Raw genomic sequence first — 14,730 nt, forward strand, 5'->3', positions numbered from 1 at the left:
TATATTTTAGTGGAAATGAGGCGGTTTAGTGATGAGTATTCCTATAGCAATACAATTGTATACATTGCGAAATGAGCTTGAGCTAGATTTTAAAGGGACATTAGAGAAGGTCGCACAATTAGGATATAATGGCGTGGAATTAGCAGGATATGCTGGTTTAGAAGTGGAAGAAGTAAAAGGCATTCTCGATGAGCTCAATCTTAAGGTCTCATCAAGTCATGTTCCAATTGAAAGACTGGAGCAAGAGCTAGCTCAAGTAATTAAAGAGCAAAAAATATTAGGGAGTAAATACATCGTCGTACCGTATATTTTGCCAGAGCGTCGTAACGACAAAGCTTATCATGAGCTTATTTCCTTTTTAAATGAAACAGCTGAACAATGTGAAAAAGAGGGGCTCACGCTCTGTTACCATAATCATGATTTTGAGCTCGAGCATTTGGAGGATGGGCGTAAAGTGCTTAAGGCCATTTTAGATGAGACAAATGTAAGTGCTGAGTTTGATATTTATTGGTTAACAAAGGCGAATGAAACCCCTAGTGAATGGTTAAAAGATTATAAAGGACGTACCCCGCTAGTTCACCTGAAGGATATGACTTTAGATGATGAAAGGTTTTTTGCTGAACTAGGCACCGGTGGTGTTGATTTAGAAGAAGTTTTAAAAATGGGTACTGAAAATGACGTACAATGGTGGGTTGTGGAACAAGATGCAAGCCGTATAAGCCCGCTCGAAAGTATTGAAATAAGTATCAATTATTTAAAAAAGGTTGCAGCTCGTTAGGAATTTTTATACAAGAGTGTGGAGGCTCCCCGTTCACCCGCGGAACGCGTAGGGTATGCTGCTGGCGGAGTAGTTCAGGTTACCGATAAAACCACTCATATTATTCAGTGGTTTCCAGATACAGAGGGATTTAAAAAATCAAAGCAGACGCATGTTTAGGAGAGATTAGGATGTTAAATGTAACAGTATGGAATGAATTTAGACATGAACAAAATAATGAAGTCGTAAAAGAGATTTACCCTGAAGGCATTCACGGAGCGATTGCTCAATTTTTGAGTGAGGACTTTAGTGTTAAGACAGCTACATTAGATGAACCAGAACATGGTTTAACAGATGAGGTTTTAAAGGAGACGGATGTTCTGATTTGGTGGGGACATATGGCTCATGATGAGGTACAAGATGAGATTGTGGAAAAGGTTAAAAAACGTGTTTTAGAAGGAATGGGTCTAATCGTTCTTCATTCTGGACATTTCTCGAAAATTTTCAAAACATTAATGGGGACATCTTGTGATTTGAAATGGCGTGAAGCAGATGATAAGGAAAGAATTTGGGTTGTGAATCCAAGTCATCCGATTGTTGATGGTTTAGGTCAGTATATTGAGCTTGAAAAAGAAGAAATGTATGGGGAGCATTTTGACATTCCAGCTCCTGATGAGTTGATCTTTTTAAGCTGGTTTGAAGGTGGCGAAGTGTTTAGAAGTGGTTGCACATATAGCCGTGGAAACGGAAAGATCTTTTATTTCCGACCAGGACATGAAACATACCCAACTTATCACAACGCAGAAATTCAGCGCGTCATTAAAAACGGGGTAAAATGGGCGGCGCCAATAAATCATGCCTATCCTGTCTATGGAAATGCAAAGCCGTTAGAAGAAATTAAGCCAAAAAGTGCAGAGTAGAGAAGGAGGCAGAAAAATGAGTAAAATTAAAGTTGCTATTATTGGGTGTGGAAGTATTTCGAAACATCGTCATTTGCCAGAGTATGTGAACCATGAGCAAGTGGAAATCGTCGCTGTTTGTGACATTGTTGAAGAAAGAGCGAAAGAAACAGCGGAAACATTAGGTGTTGAAGCTTATTACGATTATGAGCAGTTACTTACTAATTCTGAGATTGATGCGGTCAGTGTGTGTACACCCAACTATTTACATGCTCCGATCTCGATTGCTGCATTAAAAGCCGGCAAACATGTTCTTTGTGAGAAGCCGATGGCGACATCAAAAGAAGAGGCTGAACAAATGATAGCGGCAGCAAAGGTGAGTGGAAAGAAATTAATGATCGCTCATAATCAACGCTTTGTTCCATCTCATCAAAAAGCAAGACAATTAATTGAGAGTGGAGAATTAGGGAAGATTTATAGCTTCCGTAGTGCCTTTGGTCATGGTGGCCCAGAGGGATGGAGTGTTGATGGGAAGGATAGCTGGTTTTTCAAAAAAGAACAGGCTTTTATTGGAGCGATGGGTGACCTTGGTGTCCATAAAACTGATTTATTACGTTTCATCCTTGGCGAAGAATTTGTTGAAGTCGGAGCATTTGTTGAAACGAGTGCAAAGGAAGGAGCTGACGTGGATGATACCGCCGTTTGTGTATTAAAAACAGAAAGTGGTATTGTTGGTACGTTAGCCGCAAGCTGGTCTTATGTTTCCAAAGAGGATAACTCAACGATTATTTATGCTGAAAAAGCGATTGTTCGACTAGAAGATGATCCAGTGAATTCTGTCATCGTTCAATATAAAAATGGTGAAGTCGTTAAATATGAGTTGGGCGGAATCCAAACAAACGAATCTGGTGGACAATCAAGCTCAGGTGTCGTAAACCATTTTATTCGTTCAATCACTGAGGATATTGAGCCAGCGATCCCAGGTGAAGAAGGAATGAAATCACTTCAAGTTGTTTTGGCGGCCCTTGCTTCAAGTGAAACGAAACAAATTACAAAAATATAAGTGGTGAACAACTATGGCAAAACTAAAAATGGGAATAATCGGAACGGGTGGTATTGCTCGCGATAGACATATTCCTGCTTATCAAAAAATAGCGGATTTGGTCACAATTGAAGCTGTCTGTGATTTGAATATGAAGGCAGCAGAAGAAGTCGCTAAACAATTTGGAATTAAAAAAGTGTATACAGATTACCATGAGCTTTTCCAAGAGGTTGATGCTGTTACGATCTGTACACCAAATAAATTCCATGCTGAAATTACGATTGCTGCTCTTGAAGCTGGTGTCCATGTGCTGTGTGAAAAGCCGATGGCAATCAATGCAGCGGAATGCGAGTCAATGATCGAAGCATCTAAACGTGCGGGGAAAATGTTATCAATCGGATTTCATTACCGTTTCACAAAAGATGCATTAGCGGCAAAACGTGTGATTTTAGAAAATGAAATTGGCCAACCGATTGTGGCAAGAGTCCATGCAATGAGAAGAAGGAAAGTGCCTGGTTGGGGTGTTTTTACAAACAAAGACCTTCAAGGTGGAGGCAGTTTAATTGATTGGGGCTGTCATTTCCTCGATTTATCATTATGGTTATTAGGGAACCCGAAACCCGTTCAAGTTATCGGTCAATCGTATAATGGATTAAGTAAAATGCCAAACCAAGTAAATGAATGGGGAGCATTTAACCATGAAACCTTTAATGTCGATGACCATGTTACGGCTTATATTAAATTTGATAATGGCGCAACGATGTTATTTGAAACATCATGGTCGGCTAATATCAAAGAAGACTCAGAGGGAGTTAGTATTTCCGGCGAAACGGGAGGAATTGATCTTTTCCCATTTGAGCTGAACCAAGCGAAGCACGGAATGTTATTAAACAGCCAAGCAAATTGGATTCCAGGAGATGACGACCCGGGATTAACACAAGTCACTAATTTTGTGGAAAGCTGCCTAGGGTTAAGTGAGCTAATCGTTAAACCTGAAGAAGCGATGCAAGTTTCAAAAATTATCGATGCGATTTACCATAGTAGTGAAACGAGTGAAATGGTGAATTTATAATCAATCTAGCTACGTCCGTTAGAAGTTCGAGAAAAATCGGACAGCCTATAAAGTCAAAAAGCGACTTTCTAGTCTATCCTGTGCCCACAGGACGTGGGTACAAGGCGTTGCGGCAGGATGGTGCGAACTTAGCGTTGATCCTTGATATTCTCACTTCTGCCCAAACGGACTTCGCTTTATAAATAAGGAGGTTAGCATTATGAAGTTAGGCGTATTTACTGTCTTATTTTCAGAAAAAAACTTAGACCAAATGTTAGACTATGTTCGTGATGCAGGAGTAAAGGCTGTTGAAATTGGTACAGGTGGATATCCAGGGAATGCCCATTGTGACATTGATGCTCTATTAGAGAGTGCGGAGTTACGTCAAGAATACCTGGAGAAAGTGCAGTCACGTGGCCTTGAAATAAGTGCTTTCAGCTGTCATGGAAACCCGATTTCACCAGATAAGAATTTTGCAGACAAGTCGCATGAAGCTCTTGTAAAATCGATTCAATTAGCGAGTTTAATGGATGTACCTGTTGTCAATTGCTTCTCAGGAACAGCAGGAGATCATGAAGGAGCGAAACACCCTAACTGGCCAGTAACCCCGTGGCCGAATGAGTATGGTGATGTGTTGAAATGGCAATGGGAAGAAAAGTTAATCCCATATTGGAAAAAGTGGGGTCAATATGCAAAAGACCATAATGTTAAAATTGGCCTAGAGCTACACGGTGGTTTTTTAGTTCACACTCCTCATACGATGCTGAAGCTGAGAGAAGAAACATGTGATGCCATTGGAGCTAACCTTGATCCAAGTCATTTATGGTGGCAAGGAATTGATCCGGTCGCTGCGATCAAGATTCTAGGGAAGGCTGGAGCAATCCACCACTTCCATGCCAAAGATACGTATATTGATCAAGAAAATGTTAATATGTATGGACTCGTGGATATGCAACCATATGGTGAGGTACAAACGAGAGCTTGGACATTCCGTTCAGTCGGTTGTGGCCATAGTATCCAAGAGTGGTCGGACATGATTAGTGCCCTACGCACATTCGGTTACGATTACGTCGTCAGCATCGAGCATGAAGATCCGCTCATGTCGATTGAAGAAGGTTTTGCTAGAGCCGTTAAGAATTTAAATTCTATCATTATTGAAGAAAGCCCTACGGATATGTGGTGGGCGTAATTTCAAAAAATAGTATTGTGGGGCTCCCAGCAAGTTGTATATCGACTTGTGTGGGGGCTTTTTTGTGTTTGAGCGAGGAGATGTATGAGGTGGAGGGGATTGGTGATGAAAAGTTCGCTAATTTAAAATTAGGATACGAAAAACTAGTTATTAGCATTGAAAACCCTACAATTTTAGAAGTAGAGTACAAAATGTATAGAGTATACAAACATCTATACAGGGAATGTTACTTAACACCTCAAACTTGAGTAACGACGCGAAACCAAGCAAGAATCACACAAAGCAAGTCGTATGGCGAGAATAGAGACGCGAAGCAGAGCTAGAATTACATAAAGCGAGTCGTATCTCGTGAGTAACGACACGAAACCAAGTAAGAATTACACAAAGCAAGTCGTATCCCGTGAGTAACGACGCGAGACCAAGCAAGAATCACACAAAGCAAGTCGTATCCCGTGAGTAACGACGCGAAACCAAGTAAGAATCACACAAAGCAAGTCGTATCCCGTGAGTAACGACGCGAGACCAAGCAAGAATCACACAAAGCAAGTCGTATCCCGTGAGTAACGACGCGAAACCAAGTAAGAATCACACAAAGCAAGTCGTATCCCGTGAGTAACGACACGAAACCAAGCAAGAATTACACAAAGCAAGTCGTATCCCGTGAGTAACGACGCGAAACCAAGCAAGAATTACACAAAGCGAGTCGTATCCCGTGAGTAACGACGCGAGACCAAGCAAGAATTACACAAAGCGAGTCGTATCCCATGAGTAACGACGCGAGACCAAGCAAGAATCACACAAAGCGAGTCGTATCCCGTGAGTAACGACACGAAACCAAGCAAGAATCATACAAATCGCGTCATATCCGCCTAGACTATCAATACTACATTTACAAGCACTTATGAATTATATTCTGAACCATCTAATCAGCGCATCAAAAAACACCAAAGAAGTGAAACTCACTCCTCTGGTGTTAAGAGTTTATACAAATAATATTCATTAACAGGTTCACCATCGATCATAAGCGAGTGGACTTTTTCTCCTTCTAATACAAAACCTTTCTTTTGATAAAGGGAAAATGCTCTTGTATTATGTTTAATAACGGTCAGCTCCAGGCGGGTTAACCCAATCTGTTTTGCCCATTGGAGAAGCTCGTCCATCAATTGTGAGGCGATGCCTTGGCCGTGGAACTTTTCATCTACGCCAAGTACTAAATAAGCAGAATGTTGATTCCGTCTAGTAGCTCCTCCAGCGGCCATAATAAAGCCAGCTAATGTTCTATCTTGTTCAGCTACTAGCAAAGTCGAATTAAACTGTGAAGAAATTCGTGCAATCATCTTTCTCTGCTCATCAACTGTTGTCGTTTTTTCTCCAGGCTCATATAACATACTCCCAGATTGGTCAATTTGTTTGGATAGCTGTAAAAAGGCTTCTGCGTCTGTTGTTGTGACTTCTCTAATGATCATCGTTATCCCTCTTTCTGCAAAATCTCAATATATTACAAGTAATTTCAGTTAGAATAGTTTGAATTTTATGTTATTATAAAGAGAAAATCAACTACGAATTTACAGTGGAACGATGTTTTAGAGGGGTGTGAGAGGTATGAAACGTTTTGATCGAATTGGTGGCGTCTTTTTAATTGCAGGAGCCTTGCTTTTTGGTCTCATTCACCTTGCGATTGCCATGTATATACCGGGTCGGGGAACGACGATATCCTCAGAGAGGTTATTTCAGACATTATATGAAATGCACGGGTTTGTCCCTTATATATTAAGTCTCATTTTTATGCTGCTAGGTGTTTATTTTATTTTCTTTATGAACGAAGAAAAAAGAGAAGATACGATTCAAGAGCAAGTTTGAACTACCCCCACTTATCCACCTATCGTTGGACTGCGCCACTCGCAACGATTGAGGAAAGAGTCTTCTGTCGGAAAGCAGATAAAGAAAAACAAGCCCACGATTATGCGGGCTTGTTTTCTTTATTAGGCGATTTGATTTTTCAAGGCTGTTTCTTCAGCTGATATAATGGTTTGTTTGAGGAGCATCGTAATGGTAACAGGTCCGACTCCACCTGGAACTGGTGTAATCGCACTTGCCTTTTTATAGCAGGAATCATAATCAACATCGCCGACATTCCCTTTATTATAGCCTGCATCAAGCACGACAGTACCTTCTTTTAACCATTCCCCTTTAATAAAGTTTGGCTTCCCGACGGCGGCAACGACAATGTCCGCTTGTTGTAAAATGGCTTCTAAGTTCGTCGTACGAGAATGACATGTTGTGACCGTTGCGTCTTCATTTAATAAAAGGGCAGAGACAGGTTTCCCTAAAATCGGGCTTCTACCAACAACGACAGCATGTTTTCCGGCTACTGGTAATTGGTAGTGATGAATGATTTCCATAATCGCTGCAGGTGTACACGATGGGTATTTTCCAAATCCTAAAGCGGTCTGACCATAGCCGGCACTCGTTACGCCATCGACATCCTTTTCAATCGCAATGGTTTCAAAAGCTTTTCTTTCGTCGATCTGAGCTGGAACAGGATGCTGCAGTAAAATGCCATGGATAGTTGTATCTTCATTTAATTGTTGAATGGTTGTTAAAAGTTGTTCAGTCGTCGTTTCTTCAGGTAAATGAATGCGGATCGACTTCATTCCAATTTTTTCACAAGCATTGCCTTTCATTTTAACGTATGTTTCTGAAGAGGGATTATCTCCGACTAAGATCGTTGCAAGGCTTGGGGTTATTCCTTTTTCTTTTAATACAGATACACGTTTTTGTAAGTCCTCACGAATTTCCTTTGAAACTAAATGGCCATCTAAAATTAATTTTTCCATGGTTAAACCCTCCCAAATGAAATAAAAAAGAGATAAGGAAAAAAACTTCCCTTACCTCTGCCCAGACGACCCGACTCTATAAAACACAGCTCCCTTGTGGTTGTCTCCACTTTTGTCGTCAGTTACTGTGTCTATCCGTTCTTTTACTTAAGAAAAGAATAGCATAATCAGCAAAAAAGTCAATAGGGAACTAATTATTAGAAAAATAAGAGGATTAAACTGCCTATTCACGAACATTGAAAGCGAACATATGATAAATAATAGGTTTTTACCCATTTTAGTATTTCTTAAAAATAGGAGGGACCCGTTTATGATTACTAGGTTTCGTTCCTTTGTTTTATCCATTTGTTTATTTTTACTTCTGATTGTGATCAATTTGCCGATAACCGGACCAAAATCTTTTGGAGAAATTATGTTTGAACAAATCGTGGTCTTTAATCAAATGGGGCTTGATGCACTGTTTCTCACTTTTATTTCAACAGCACTCCTTCTTCTAGCAACCTTTTTATTAGTAATTTCTTTAGCAAAATATCATGGTAGATGTGCACTGATTGCCATAGCCTTTGTCGCTTTTTTCCCACCACTGATGAATTATATCTTTTTTTAAAAATGGAAATGGTAGGTTCAAAGTTTAGTCAGGAAAGTCATAAGCAAGCAAGTTTCCCAAAAAAAGCCGTATTGAAGGCTTTTTTTCTGTTTTTTATTGTGAAAGCATAAAGTTTCTAAATGATCTGAATTTTTGATATGATCTAAATATATTCTAATGTAGGAATCGGAAAGTTATATGAATGAAAGGGTGATGGAGAAATGAGGAGCTTGCCAGAAGTCATTGAGCGTTGTTCAACAGACCGAGGGGAGATTCAATTACAAAAAAGAGATGAGCAATTTGAAATTATATACAATGGAACCTTTTTAATGGCTACATATAATGGTGATTCAGAGCGACTACTAGTGAAAGCGGCTTTAGATTCTGTGGCAGAGCCTAATCGGGTGTTAATCGGTGGGTTAGGTGTTGGGTTTTCGTTACTGGAAGCACTAGCGGATCAACGTGTTAAACAAATCGATGTCGTGGAAATTGAGCAAGTGATAATTGAGTGGAATGATCATCATTTGGGTGGTTTTAATTCAAGAGCAATCGACGATCCGAGAACAAATATCATTCACGCTGATTTATTAAAATATGTGCAGGAAACAGTGGTCAAATATGATGTCATTTGTTTAGACATCGATAATGGACCAGACTGGATAGTTGCTGAACAAAATAACGACCTTTATTCAGACCGGGGTATCGAGCAATTAATGAGGATTTTAAGTAAGAAAGGAGTTTTATCATTTTGGAGTGCGACGGAATCTGCTGCTTTTGTGCAAAAACTGAGGACATACTTTGCTTTTGTTGAAGTGAAAAGAATGACTCAACCAAAAGGAGAACCAGACTATGTGTATGTATGTTCGGGAATAGGTTAATTACGCTAAATAGGTGTAAGGGTTTTCGTAATTGAGTTATGATATTAACATTAGAACAATATTAGTCATTCCAAATTATCAATTAAACTAGACCGAAATATATGTTCCAATAAAAGTTAAGAAATTATAATGACCACTACTGATAATTGGAGGTATAAAATATTGTTAATAACAAGTCAAACGGAGATTCAAGCCCCTATTGAGATTGTCTTCTCTTACTTAGAAGATAATGAGAAACAAAAAGAATGGATGACAGGATTAGAAGGAACTGAGTATTTAACGAAGTTTGATATTAATAATCCGGTGGGTGTTAAGTTTAAGCAAAGGTTAAGAGAAGGAAACCGTATTCAAGAGTATGAAGGACAAGTTACTGAATACAATAAAAATGAACGAATAAGTATTCAAATGAATCATCCTTCTTTCTTAATCAATGTTTCATATAACCTTCAAGAGATTAGTCCTAATTCCAGTCTTCTTTATATTGCAGAAGAAGTAACAGCTAAGACTGTTTCAGGAAAGATATTAAGTACCCTTTTTCGTATATTTATGAAAAAAGGTTTAGAGAAACAAATGAAGGCATTGAAACAGTGTGCTGAAAAACGATTATAATGGTTTAGCATGTTCACTTAAAGCAAAGGGAGGTTTAAGTAGAATTTTCAAAAACCCCCCATTCCTATTAATATTTGCATGAGCGGCTTGTACTCAAATTTCTTTCGATAAACTAATAGGCGAGCTATCGCAAAAACCATTTGCCGACCTTTAGGAGATTAGTTATATCTTTTTAACAAATTCTGATTTCAATTTCATCGCTCCGAAACCATCAATTTTACAGTCGATGTCGTGATCGCCTTCAACGAGACGAATGTTTTTAACTTTTGTTCCGATTTTTATAACGGAAGAGGTTCCTTTCACCTTTAAGTCTTTAATAACAGAAACCGTATCTCCGTCTGTTAACGGGTTTCCATTTGAATCTGTGATCACTTTTTGGACATCAACGTTGCTTTCATCTGTTGACCATTCATGTGCACATTCTGGACAAACGAGCATGAGCCCATCTTCATATGTATATTCGGAATGGCATTTCGGACAGTTTGGTAATGAATCCATAATGTAATGATAACCCCTTTCGTGTTAGACCTTTTTACTATACTAAAAATCGTTCTACATTGAAATGATAGGTTGTTCAACGTCGGATCAAAATAGCAAGTTACCTTAGGTTGTTTCGCCTTAATCCTCATATTTAAAAAGCTTTTGAGCAATAAACGAGCGCTCAAAAGCTTCTAGATTTAGCGTGAGGGTTTTATTTGATACCAGTATTTGCTTTTACTAACACCTCTGCATACTTCTTCTCATCTCGTTTATTTGAAAGGGTAGCCCCGACGTAAGCACCGAGGAAACCGGCTGGTATTGAAAGAATCGCCGGGTTAGTTAATGGGAAGATCGGGTCGCCAACAAACATACCAGGCCCAGCAACTGGGTTAATGACGTTCGGACTTAAGGCAACAAGTACTAAGGCGGTGATTAAACCAGATAGCATCCCAGTAACGGCACCAGCTGTATTAAATCTCTTCCAATAAATTGTGTATATGATAACAGGAAGGTTTGCGCTTGCTGCTACACAAAAGGCTAATGAAACGAGGAAGGCTACATTCATCGTTTGAGCAAATAACGCAAGTACAATCGATAACGCAGATACGGCAACAGAAGCATATCGGGCCGCCAACATTTGTTGCTTTTCTGTCGCTTTTCCTTTTTTAATAATTTGTCCATACACATCGTGGGCAAACGCTGATGCACCTGATAATACAAGGCCTGCTACAACGGCCAAAATCGTGGCAAAGGCAACGGCCGCAACGAAGGACATTAAGAGGTCTCCACCTAATGCTTCGGCTAGTAATGGTGCTGCCATATTCCCAGCAGGATTAGCCGCGATAATTTTTTCGGAACCGACAAAGGCTGCCGCACCAAAACCAAGAAAGATCGTGAGAATATAGAAAATCCCTACAACCCAAGTAGCTGTAACGACTGAGCTACGTGCTGTTTTGGCATCTTTAACGGTAAAGAAACGCATTAAAATATGTGGGAGACCAGCTGTCCCAAGTACGAGAGCGGCCATCATGGAAATCGTATCAATTCCGTTTGTATAACGAACTCCAGCATTGAGGAAGCCTTCTCCAGCTGGTGTAATCCCTTTCATTTCTTCAAACATCGTAAGAATATTAAAGTTAAACTTCCATAAGACAAGGACCGAAATGATGACGGTACCAAGCATTAATAAAACAGCTTTAATGATTTGTACCCAGCTTGTCGCGGTCATTCCTCCAAAAAGCACGTAGACGGTCATCATCGTTCCCACAAGCAAAACGGCGATCCAGTAATCAATTCCTAGCAATAACTGGATAAGTGCACCAGCCCCAACTAGTTGGGCGATCATATAGAAAATAACGATTGTAATGGTACTTAGAGCGGCTACTCCTCGTACCTTCTTTTGATTAAAACGAGCGGTAATCATATCGGCAATCGTATATTTTCCGAGGTTTCTTAAAGGCTCTGCTACAATATAAAGAACAACAAGATAGGCAACTAAATATCCAATTGAAAAAAAGAAACCATCAAAACCAAACAAGGCGATTGCACCAGCAATTCCTAAAAAAGAGGCCGCTGATAAGTAGTCACCAGCAATGGCTAGACCATTTTGCCACCCAGTTAACCCACCACCAGCTGTATAAAATTCACTAGCTGTATTAGTCCGTTTAGCTGCCCAATATGTAATAACAAGCGTGCCGGCTACAATGGCAACGAATAATGATAATCCGATATAACTCATAGTGGTTGGTCCCCTTGTTTTGTATGTTTGGCAACAATTTCTTCCGCGGTTTCATCGTATTTGGTCGCTTTTCGGACATATAACATACATAAAACCCACGTCATAATAAACTGTGCAAAGGCATACACCCAAGTCCATGTAATTGCACCGATAGCCGGACTTTCAAGCACGGTTGTAAAAGATGTTAAGATTGGTAGAGTAAAATAAAAAACGAGAAAAAACAGAACGGTTGGTATTAAAAATCGTTTCTTCGCCTTTATGAGTCCTTTAAACTCTGTGCTTTTTGCCATTTTTTGATAATTATAATTCGGTTTTGGATCCTTAGAGACTTTTGCTAAATTGTCCATCTCACACCACCTTTTCAAATTATAAGTAAATTCTAATAAATCAGAAAAAAATAATCAATTAGTTTTTTACTATTTTATAAAAATAATTTTTCGACACTAAATGACATAGCTGCCATTTTTAGTGTTTTATGAAGGGGTGGAGACAGGTGTAGTATAAGAATTTGAAAGGTAATTATAAATGCACTTATGAGAACCCGTTATTTTAAGATAATAAATGTCGGTTATGATGGGCGTGTTATTTTAATGACCTTTGCTAAAATCGGTTGGGCATTATAGCCTAATAAAACTCCAGTCGTATTTAAAATCAGGTCATCAATATCCATGATTCCTCTTTGTGTAGTGTATTGAAGGAGTTCAATTGCAGAGATAGTTAATAGAGTCATAACAAATAACTCGATCACTTTTGGCTTTTTGCGGATGTAGCGATAGTAAAGTCCAAATGGAATAAACAAACCAACATTAGCACTGACATTATAAAAGGCGATTAAAAAAGGGACGTTACCAAATAAAAAAAGCGTCACTGTTTCAAAGGGAATAAAATTGATGCCACTATAGGAAGTCACACCAGGGCGAAAGAAAAGCAGGATGATGAGTCCGAATGAATAAGAGAATATTAAGGTATCGATAAGGGATTTAGGAAAAGTAAACAATGTGTTTGTGAAGATACTAGTCGTGATAAAGGTGAATCCAGTTAAACAAACCCAAACGACGATAATGACAAGAGAATGAAGGTGGTTAGTAAGTTCTAGCCAAATAGGTATCAAACTAAAGAAAAGAACTTGTGAAAGTAAAAGGGCCCAAATAATACTTTTATTCATTTTAACCTCCGAAACGGTTTGTATTTATTTTCTAAGTATAACAGAAGGTGGTGTTTGCTACTTTATAAAAAAATAATGATGATAATAGGGAAAATGAAATCAAAAAGTGTCGAAGATTATAGGACAGAGGAGCAGGATGTAAAGCAGTGCGAAGTTTATTATACTCGTTAAAAATATATAGTCTCCATATTAATAAAAGTAGAAAAAGGGTAAGGTGGAAGAATGAATTATTTTTTGACGAAAGGTCGACTAAAATTACGTGTTTTAGAAAAACAAGATCGGCATTTATTATTAAAGTGGTTAACAGATGATCGTGTTTTGCCGTTTTATGAAGGCCGGGATAGTGATTATGATAGGGAGAAAATTGAAAAGGACTTTTATGGGGATGGTCCAGGAGAAGTGAAATCAATTATTGAATTTGATCGAAAAAGGATCGGCTATTTACAGTTCTATCCTGTTAACACCGAAACGAGTGTGATAAAAGATTATCAATCTGATATGATGGTATATGGTTTGGACCAGTTTATAGGTGAGCCCACTTACTGGAACAAAGGAATTGGAACTAAGTTGATTCAAACGATGCTAGAGTATTTAATAGAAGAAAAAGAGGCTGAGGTTATTATTATGGATCCTCGGATTGATAACGAGAGGGCTATTGCTTGTTATAAAAAATGTGGTTTTGAAATTGTAAGGCGTCTGCCTAAACAAGAATTACATGAAGGAGAGTATCGTGACTGTTGGTTAATGGAGTATCGAGTAAAGAAATAAACTTTTGATAAAGAAAAGAGGAATCGTCATGAATGGAATACAGGGCATAGAAGGTTTTCTTGTCATCATTGTTTTATTATTTATATACGCCTTCGTGTCTTTCGGTTGGTTAAGGAAAAAATATAAAATTGAAAAAGAAGGCTTTTATTTGTTCGGAAAAACAAAAGGGCAACGATTTGGAGAGAGCATTATTATAGTCATCGCTTTTATGAGTATTTTTGTTTGGCAAAGTCCGATCATGTTTCTATTTCTTCTTTACACCCTCTTTTTTGGTTTTCGTTCTTTGATGGAATGGAAAAACAACAAAGATAATAAGGTTTACTTACTGACGCTTAATAATGTATTAATGGTCGCTATGTTTTCTGTCGCTTACTATTTTTTATCGACTTAATAGATGATCAATTATGGCTTCAACTGATTTTTCTTTGACCAAAGCGGAGTAAGCCAGGTTTACGAGCAAAACATACTTTTTTTGTTGAATGGACAGAAAGTATGTTTTTTTATGTTGAAATGTTTAATTTATGTCAAAATGGGTTATATAACGATCAGGGCAATGTTATAATAGTCCCTTTATTACATAAGGATTGGCTGAATTATTGCTTTTACCGAAAGATTGAGTATATACGCTTCCACGCTCTAATGAGGAATTACATATAAAATGAATCCTTTTGCTTTAAAAACAACCCCCCTCGTATATAACAGATGATTTTCTGTTCTTAATATAACCTACC

The 14,730-nt window shown here is 38.5% G+C and carries 17 protein-coding genes and 1 riboswitch; of the genes, 11 read left to right on the forward strand and 6 right to left on the reverse strand.

Annotated elements, in window-relative coordinates; genetic code table 11:
* The first annotated feature begins 28 nt into the window (after positions 1-28).
* From AA0017_RS20730 to AA0017_RS20750, 5 genes are all read left to right on the forward strand, one after another.
* Complete coding sequence (locus AA0017_RS20730) at positions 29-778, forward strand: sugar phosphate isomerase/epimerase family protein (protein WP_413377577.1); 750 nt, start codon at positions 29-31, stop codon at positions 776-778.
* A gap of 170 nt (positions 779-948) precedes the next feature.
* Complete coding sequence (locus AA0017_RS20735; protein ID WP_413377578.1) at positions 949-1,677, forward strand: ThuA domain-containing protein; 729 nt, start codon at positions 949-951, stop codon at positions 1,675-1,677.
* Positions 1,678-1,693: 16 nt separating this feature from the next.
* Positions 1,694-2,719: a Gfo/Idh/MocA family protein gene (locus AA0017_RS20740; RefSeq protein ID WP_413377580.1), complete on the forward strand. Its 1,026-nt coding sequence runs from the start codon at positions 1,694-1,696 to the stop codon at positions 2,717-2,719.
* Between the two features lie 13 nt (positions 2,720-2,732).
* The gene (locus AA0017_RS20745; RefSeq protein ID WP_413377582.1) at positions 2,733-3,770 is read left to right on the forward strand and encodes a Gfo/Idh/MocA family protein; all 1,038 of its coding nucleotides are present in this window, start codon (positions 2,733-2,735) and stop codon (positions 3,768-3,770) included.
* Between the two features lie 199 nt (positions 3,771-3,969).
* Entirely contained in the window at positions 3,970-4,938 is a 969-nt protein-coding gene (locus tag AA0017_RS20750; RefSeq protein WP_413377584.1) for a sugar phosphate isomerase/epimerase family protein, read from the forward strand.
* 959 nt (positions 4,939-5,897) lie between these two features.
* On the opposite strand, the gene AA0017_RS20755 is transcribed toward AA0017_RS20750, so the two are convergent.
* A complete protein-coding gene (locus AA0017_RS20755) occupies positions 5,898-6,404 on the reverse strand; it encodes an N-acetyltransferase family protein (protein ID WP_413377586.1) in 507 nt (168 codons plus the stop codon).
* 136 nt (positions 6,405-6,540) lie between these two features.
* Here AA0017_RS20755 and AA0017_RS20760 point away from each other — a divergent pair, with 136 nt between their 5' ends.
* Positions 6,541-6,798, forward strand: coding sequence for a hypothetical protein (locus AA0017_RS20760; RefSeq protein ID WP_413377588.1), 258 nt, complete (start codon positions 6,541-6,543; stop codon positions 6,796-6,798).
* A 122-nt stretch (positions 6,799-6,920) separates the two neighbouring features.
* Here AA0017_RS20760 and AA0017_RS20765 read toward each other — a convergent pair whose 3' ends face one another.
* Positions 6,921-7,775 carry a bifunctional 5,10-methylenetetrahydrofolate dehydrogenase/5,10-methenyltetrahydrofolate cyclohydrolase gene (locus AA0017_RS20765; protein WP_413377590.1) on the reverse strand — a complete coding sequence of 285 codons (855 nt, stop codon included), beginning with the start codon at positions 7,773-7,775 and terminating at the stop codon, positions 6,921-6,923.
* A 52-nt stretch (positions 7,776-7,827) separates the two neighbouring features.
* A riboswitch (ZMP/ZTP riboswitch) is annotated at positions 7,828-7,911 on the reverse strand.
* Between the two features lie 174 nt (positions 7,912-8,085).
* On the opposite strand from AA0017_RS20765, the gene AA0017_RS20770 reads away from it, so the two are divergent.
* The 3 genes from AA0017_RS20770 (at position 8,086) to AA0017_RS20780 (ending at position 9,848) form a co-directional block, all read left to right on the forward strand.
* Complete coding sequence (locus AA0017_RS20770) at positions 8,086-8,382, forward strand: hypothetical protein (protein WP_413377592.1); 297 nt, start codon at positions 8,086-8,088, stop codon at positions 8,380-8,382.
* Positions 8,383-8,582: 200 nt separating this feature from the next.
* Complete coding sequence (locus AA0017_RS20775; RefSeq protein ID WP_413377594.1) at positions 8,583-9,239, forward strand: spermine/spermidine synthase; 657 nt, start codon at positions 8,583-8,585, stop codon at positions 9,237-9,239.
* A gap of 162 nt (positions 9,240-9,401) precedes the next feature.
* Positions 9,402-9,848 (forward strand): SRPBCC family protein, encoded by a 447-nt coding sequence (locus AA0017_RS20780; protein ID WP_413377596.1) that lies wholly within the window; start codon positions 9,402-9,404, stop codon positions 9,846-9,848.
* A 162-nt stretch (positions 9,849-10,010) separates the two neighbouring features.
* Here AA0017_RS20780 and AA0017_RS20785 read toward each other — a convergent pair whose 3' ends face one another.
* The 4 genes from AA0017_RS20785 to AA0017_RS20800 all read right to left on the reverse strand — a co-directional run bounded on the left by AA0017_RS20785 (position 10,011) and on the right by AA0017_RS20800 (position 13,231).
* Positions 10,011-10,346, reverse strand: a complete 336-nt coding sequence (locus AA0017_RS20785) for a zinc ribbon domain-containing protein YjdM (protein WP_413377598.1) — start codon at positions 10,344-10,346, stop codon at positions 10,011-10,013.
* A 193-nt stretch (positions 10,347-10,539) separates the two neighbouring features.
* Positions 10,540-12,066 (reverse strand): cation acetate symporter, encoded by a 1,527-nt coding sequence (locus AA0017_RS20790; RefSeq protein ID WP_413377600.1) that lies wholly within the window; start codon positions 12,064-12,066, stop codon positions 10,540-10,542.
* The gene (locus tag AA0017_RS20795; RefSeq protein ID WP_413377602.1) at positions 12,063-12,413 is read right to left on the reverse strand and encodes a DUF485 domain-containing protein; all 351 of its coding nucleotides are present in this window, start codon (positions 12,411-12,413) and stop codon (positions 12,063-12,065) included. The genes AA0017_RS20790 and AA0017_RS20795 overlap by 4 nt, the downstream gene beginning before the upstream one ends.
* A gap of 221 nt (positions 12,414-12,634) precedes the next feature.
* Complete coding sequence (locus AA0017_RS20800; protein WP_413377604.1) at positions 12,635-13,231, reverse strand: VanZ family protein; 597 nt, start codon at positions 13,229-13,231, stop codon at positions 12,635-12,637.
* Positions 13,232-13,453: 222 nt separating this feature from the next.
* On the opposite strand from AA0017_RS20800, the gene AA0017_RS20805 reads away from it, so the two are divergent.
* Positions 13,454-13,999, forward strand: coding sequence for a GNAT family N-acetyltransferase (locus AA0017_RS20805; RefSeq protein WP_413377606.1), 546 nt, complete (start codon positions 13,454-13,456; stop codon positions 13,997-13,999).
* A 28-nt stretch (positions 14,000-14,027) separates the two neighbouring features.
* Positions 14,028-14,390, forward strand: a complete 363-nt coding sequence (locus AA0017_RS20810) for a DUF4181 domain-containing protein (protein ID WP_413377609.1) — start codon at positions 14,028-14,030, stop codon at positions 14,388-14,390.
* Positions 14,391-14,730 lie beyond the last annotated feature (340 nt).

The sequence above is a fragment of the Alkalihalobacillus phoenicis genome, from assembly GCF_047302405.1.
Lineage (GTDB): Bacteria > Bacillota > Bacilli > Bacillales > Bacillaceae_D > Alkalihalobacillus.

Coding starts and splice junctions, on each gene's coding strand:
- AA0017_RS20785 (WP_413377598.1), bottom strand. CDS start 10,346: ATGGATTCATTACCAAACTGTCCGAAATGCCATTCCGAATATACATAT.
- AA0017_RS20765 (WP_413377590.1), bottom strand. CDS start 7,775: ATGGAAAAATTAATTTTAGATGGCCATTTAGTTTCAAAGGAAATTCGT.
- AA0017_RS20810 (WP_413377609.1), top strand. CDS start 14,028: ATGAATGGAATACAGGGCATAGAAGGTTTTCTTGTCATCATTGTTTTA.
- AA0017_RS20745 (WP_413377582.1), top strand. CDS start 2,733: ATGGCAAAACTAAAAATGGGAATAATCGGAACGGGTGGTATTGCTCGC.
- AA0017_RS20770 (WP_413377592.1), top strand. CDS start 8,086: ATGATTACTAGGTTTCGTTCCTTTGTTTTATCCATTTGTTTATTTTTA.
- AA0017_RS20755 (WP_413377586.1), bottom strand. CDS start 6,404: ATGATCATTAGAGAAGTCACAACAACAGACGCAGAAGCCTTTTTACAG.
- AA0017_RS20735 (WP_413377578.1), top strand. CDS start 949: ATGTTAAATGTAACAGTATGGAATGAATTTAGACATGAACAAAATAAT.
- AA0017_RS20775 (WP_413377594.1), top strand. CDS start 8,583: ATGAGGAGCTTGCCAGAAGTCATTGAGCGTTGTTCAACAGACCGAGGG.
- AA0017_RS20805 (WP_413377606.1), top strand. CDS start 13,454: ATGAATTATTTTTTGACGAAAGGTCGACTAAAATTACGTGTTTTAGAA.
- AA0017_RS20760 (WP_413377588.1), top strand. CDS start 6,541: ATGAAACGTTTTGATCGAATTGGTGGCGTCTTTTTAATTGCAGGAGCC.
- AA0017_RS20790 (WP_413377600.1), bottom strand. CDS start 12,066: ATGAGTTATATCGGATTATCATTATTCGTTGCCATTGTAGCCGGCACG.
- AA0017_RS20795 (WP_413377602.1), bottom strand. CDS start 12,413: ATGGACAATTTAGCAAAAGTCTCTAAGGATCCAAAACCGAATTATAAT.
- AA0017_RS20750 (WP_413377584.1), top strand. CDS start 3,970: ATGAAGTTAGGCGTATTTACTGTCTTATTTTCAGAAAAAAACTTAGAC.
- AA0017_RS20800 (WP_413377604.1), bottom strand. CDS start 13,231: ATGAATAAAAGTATTATTTGGGCCCTTTTACTTTCACAAGTTCTTTTC.
- AA0017_RS20740 (WP_413377580.1), top strand. CDS start 1,694: ATGAGTAAAATTAAAGTTGCTATTATTGGGTGTGGAAGTATTTCGAAA.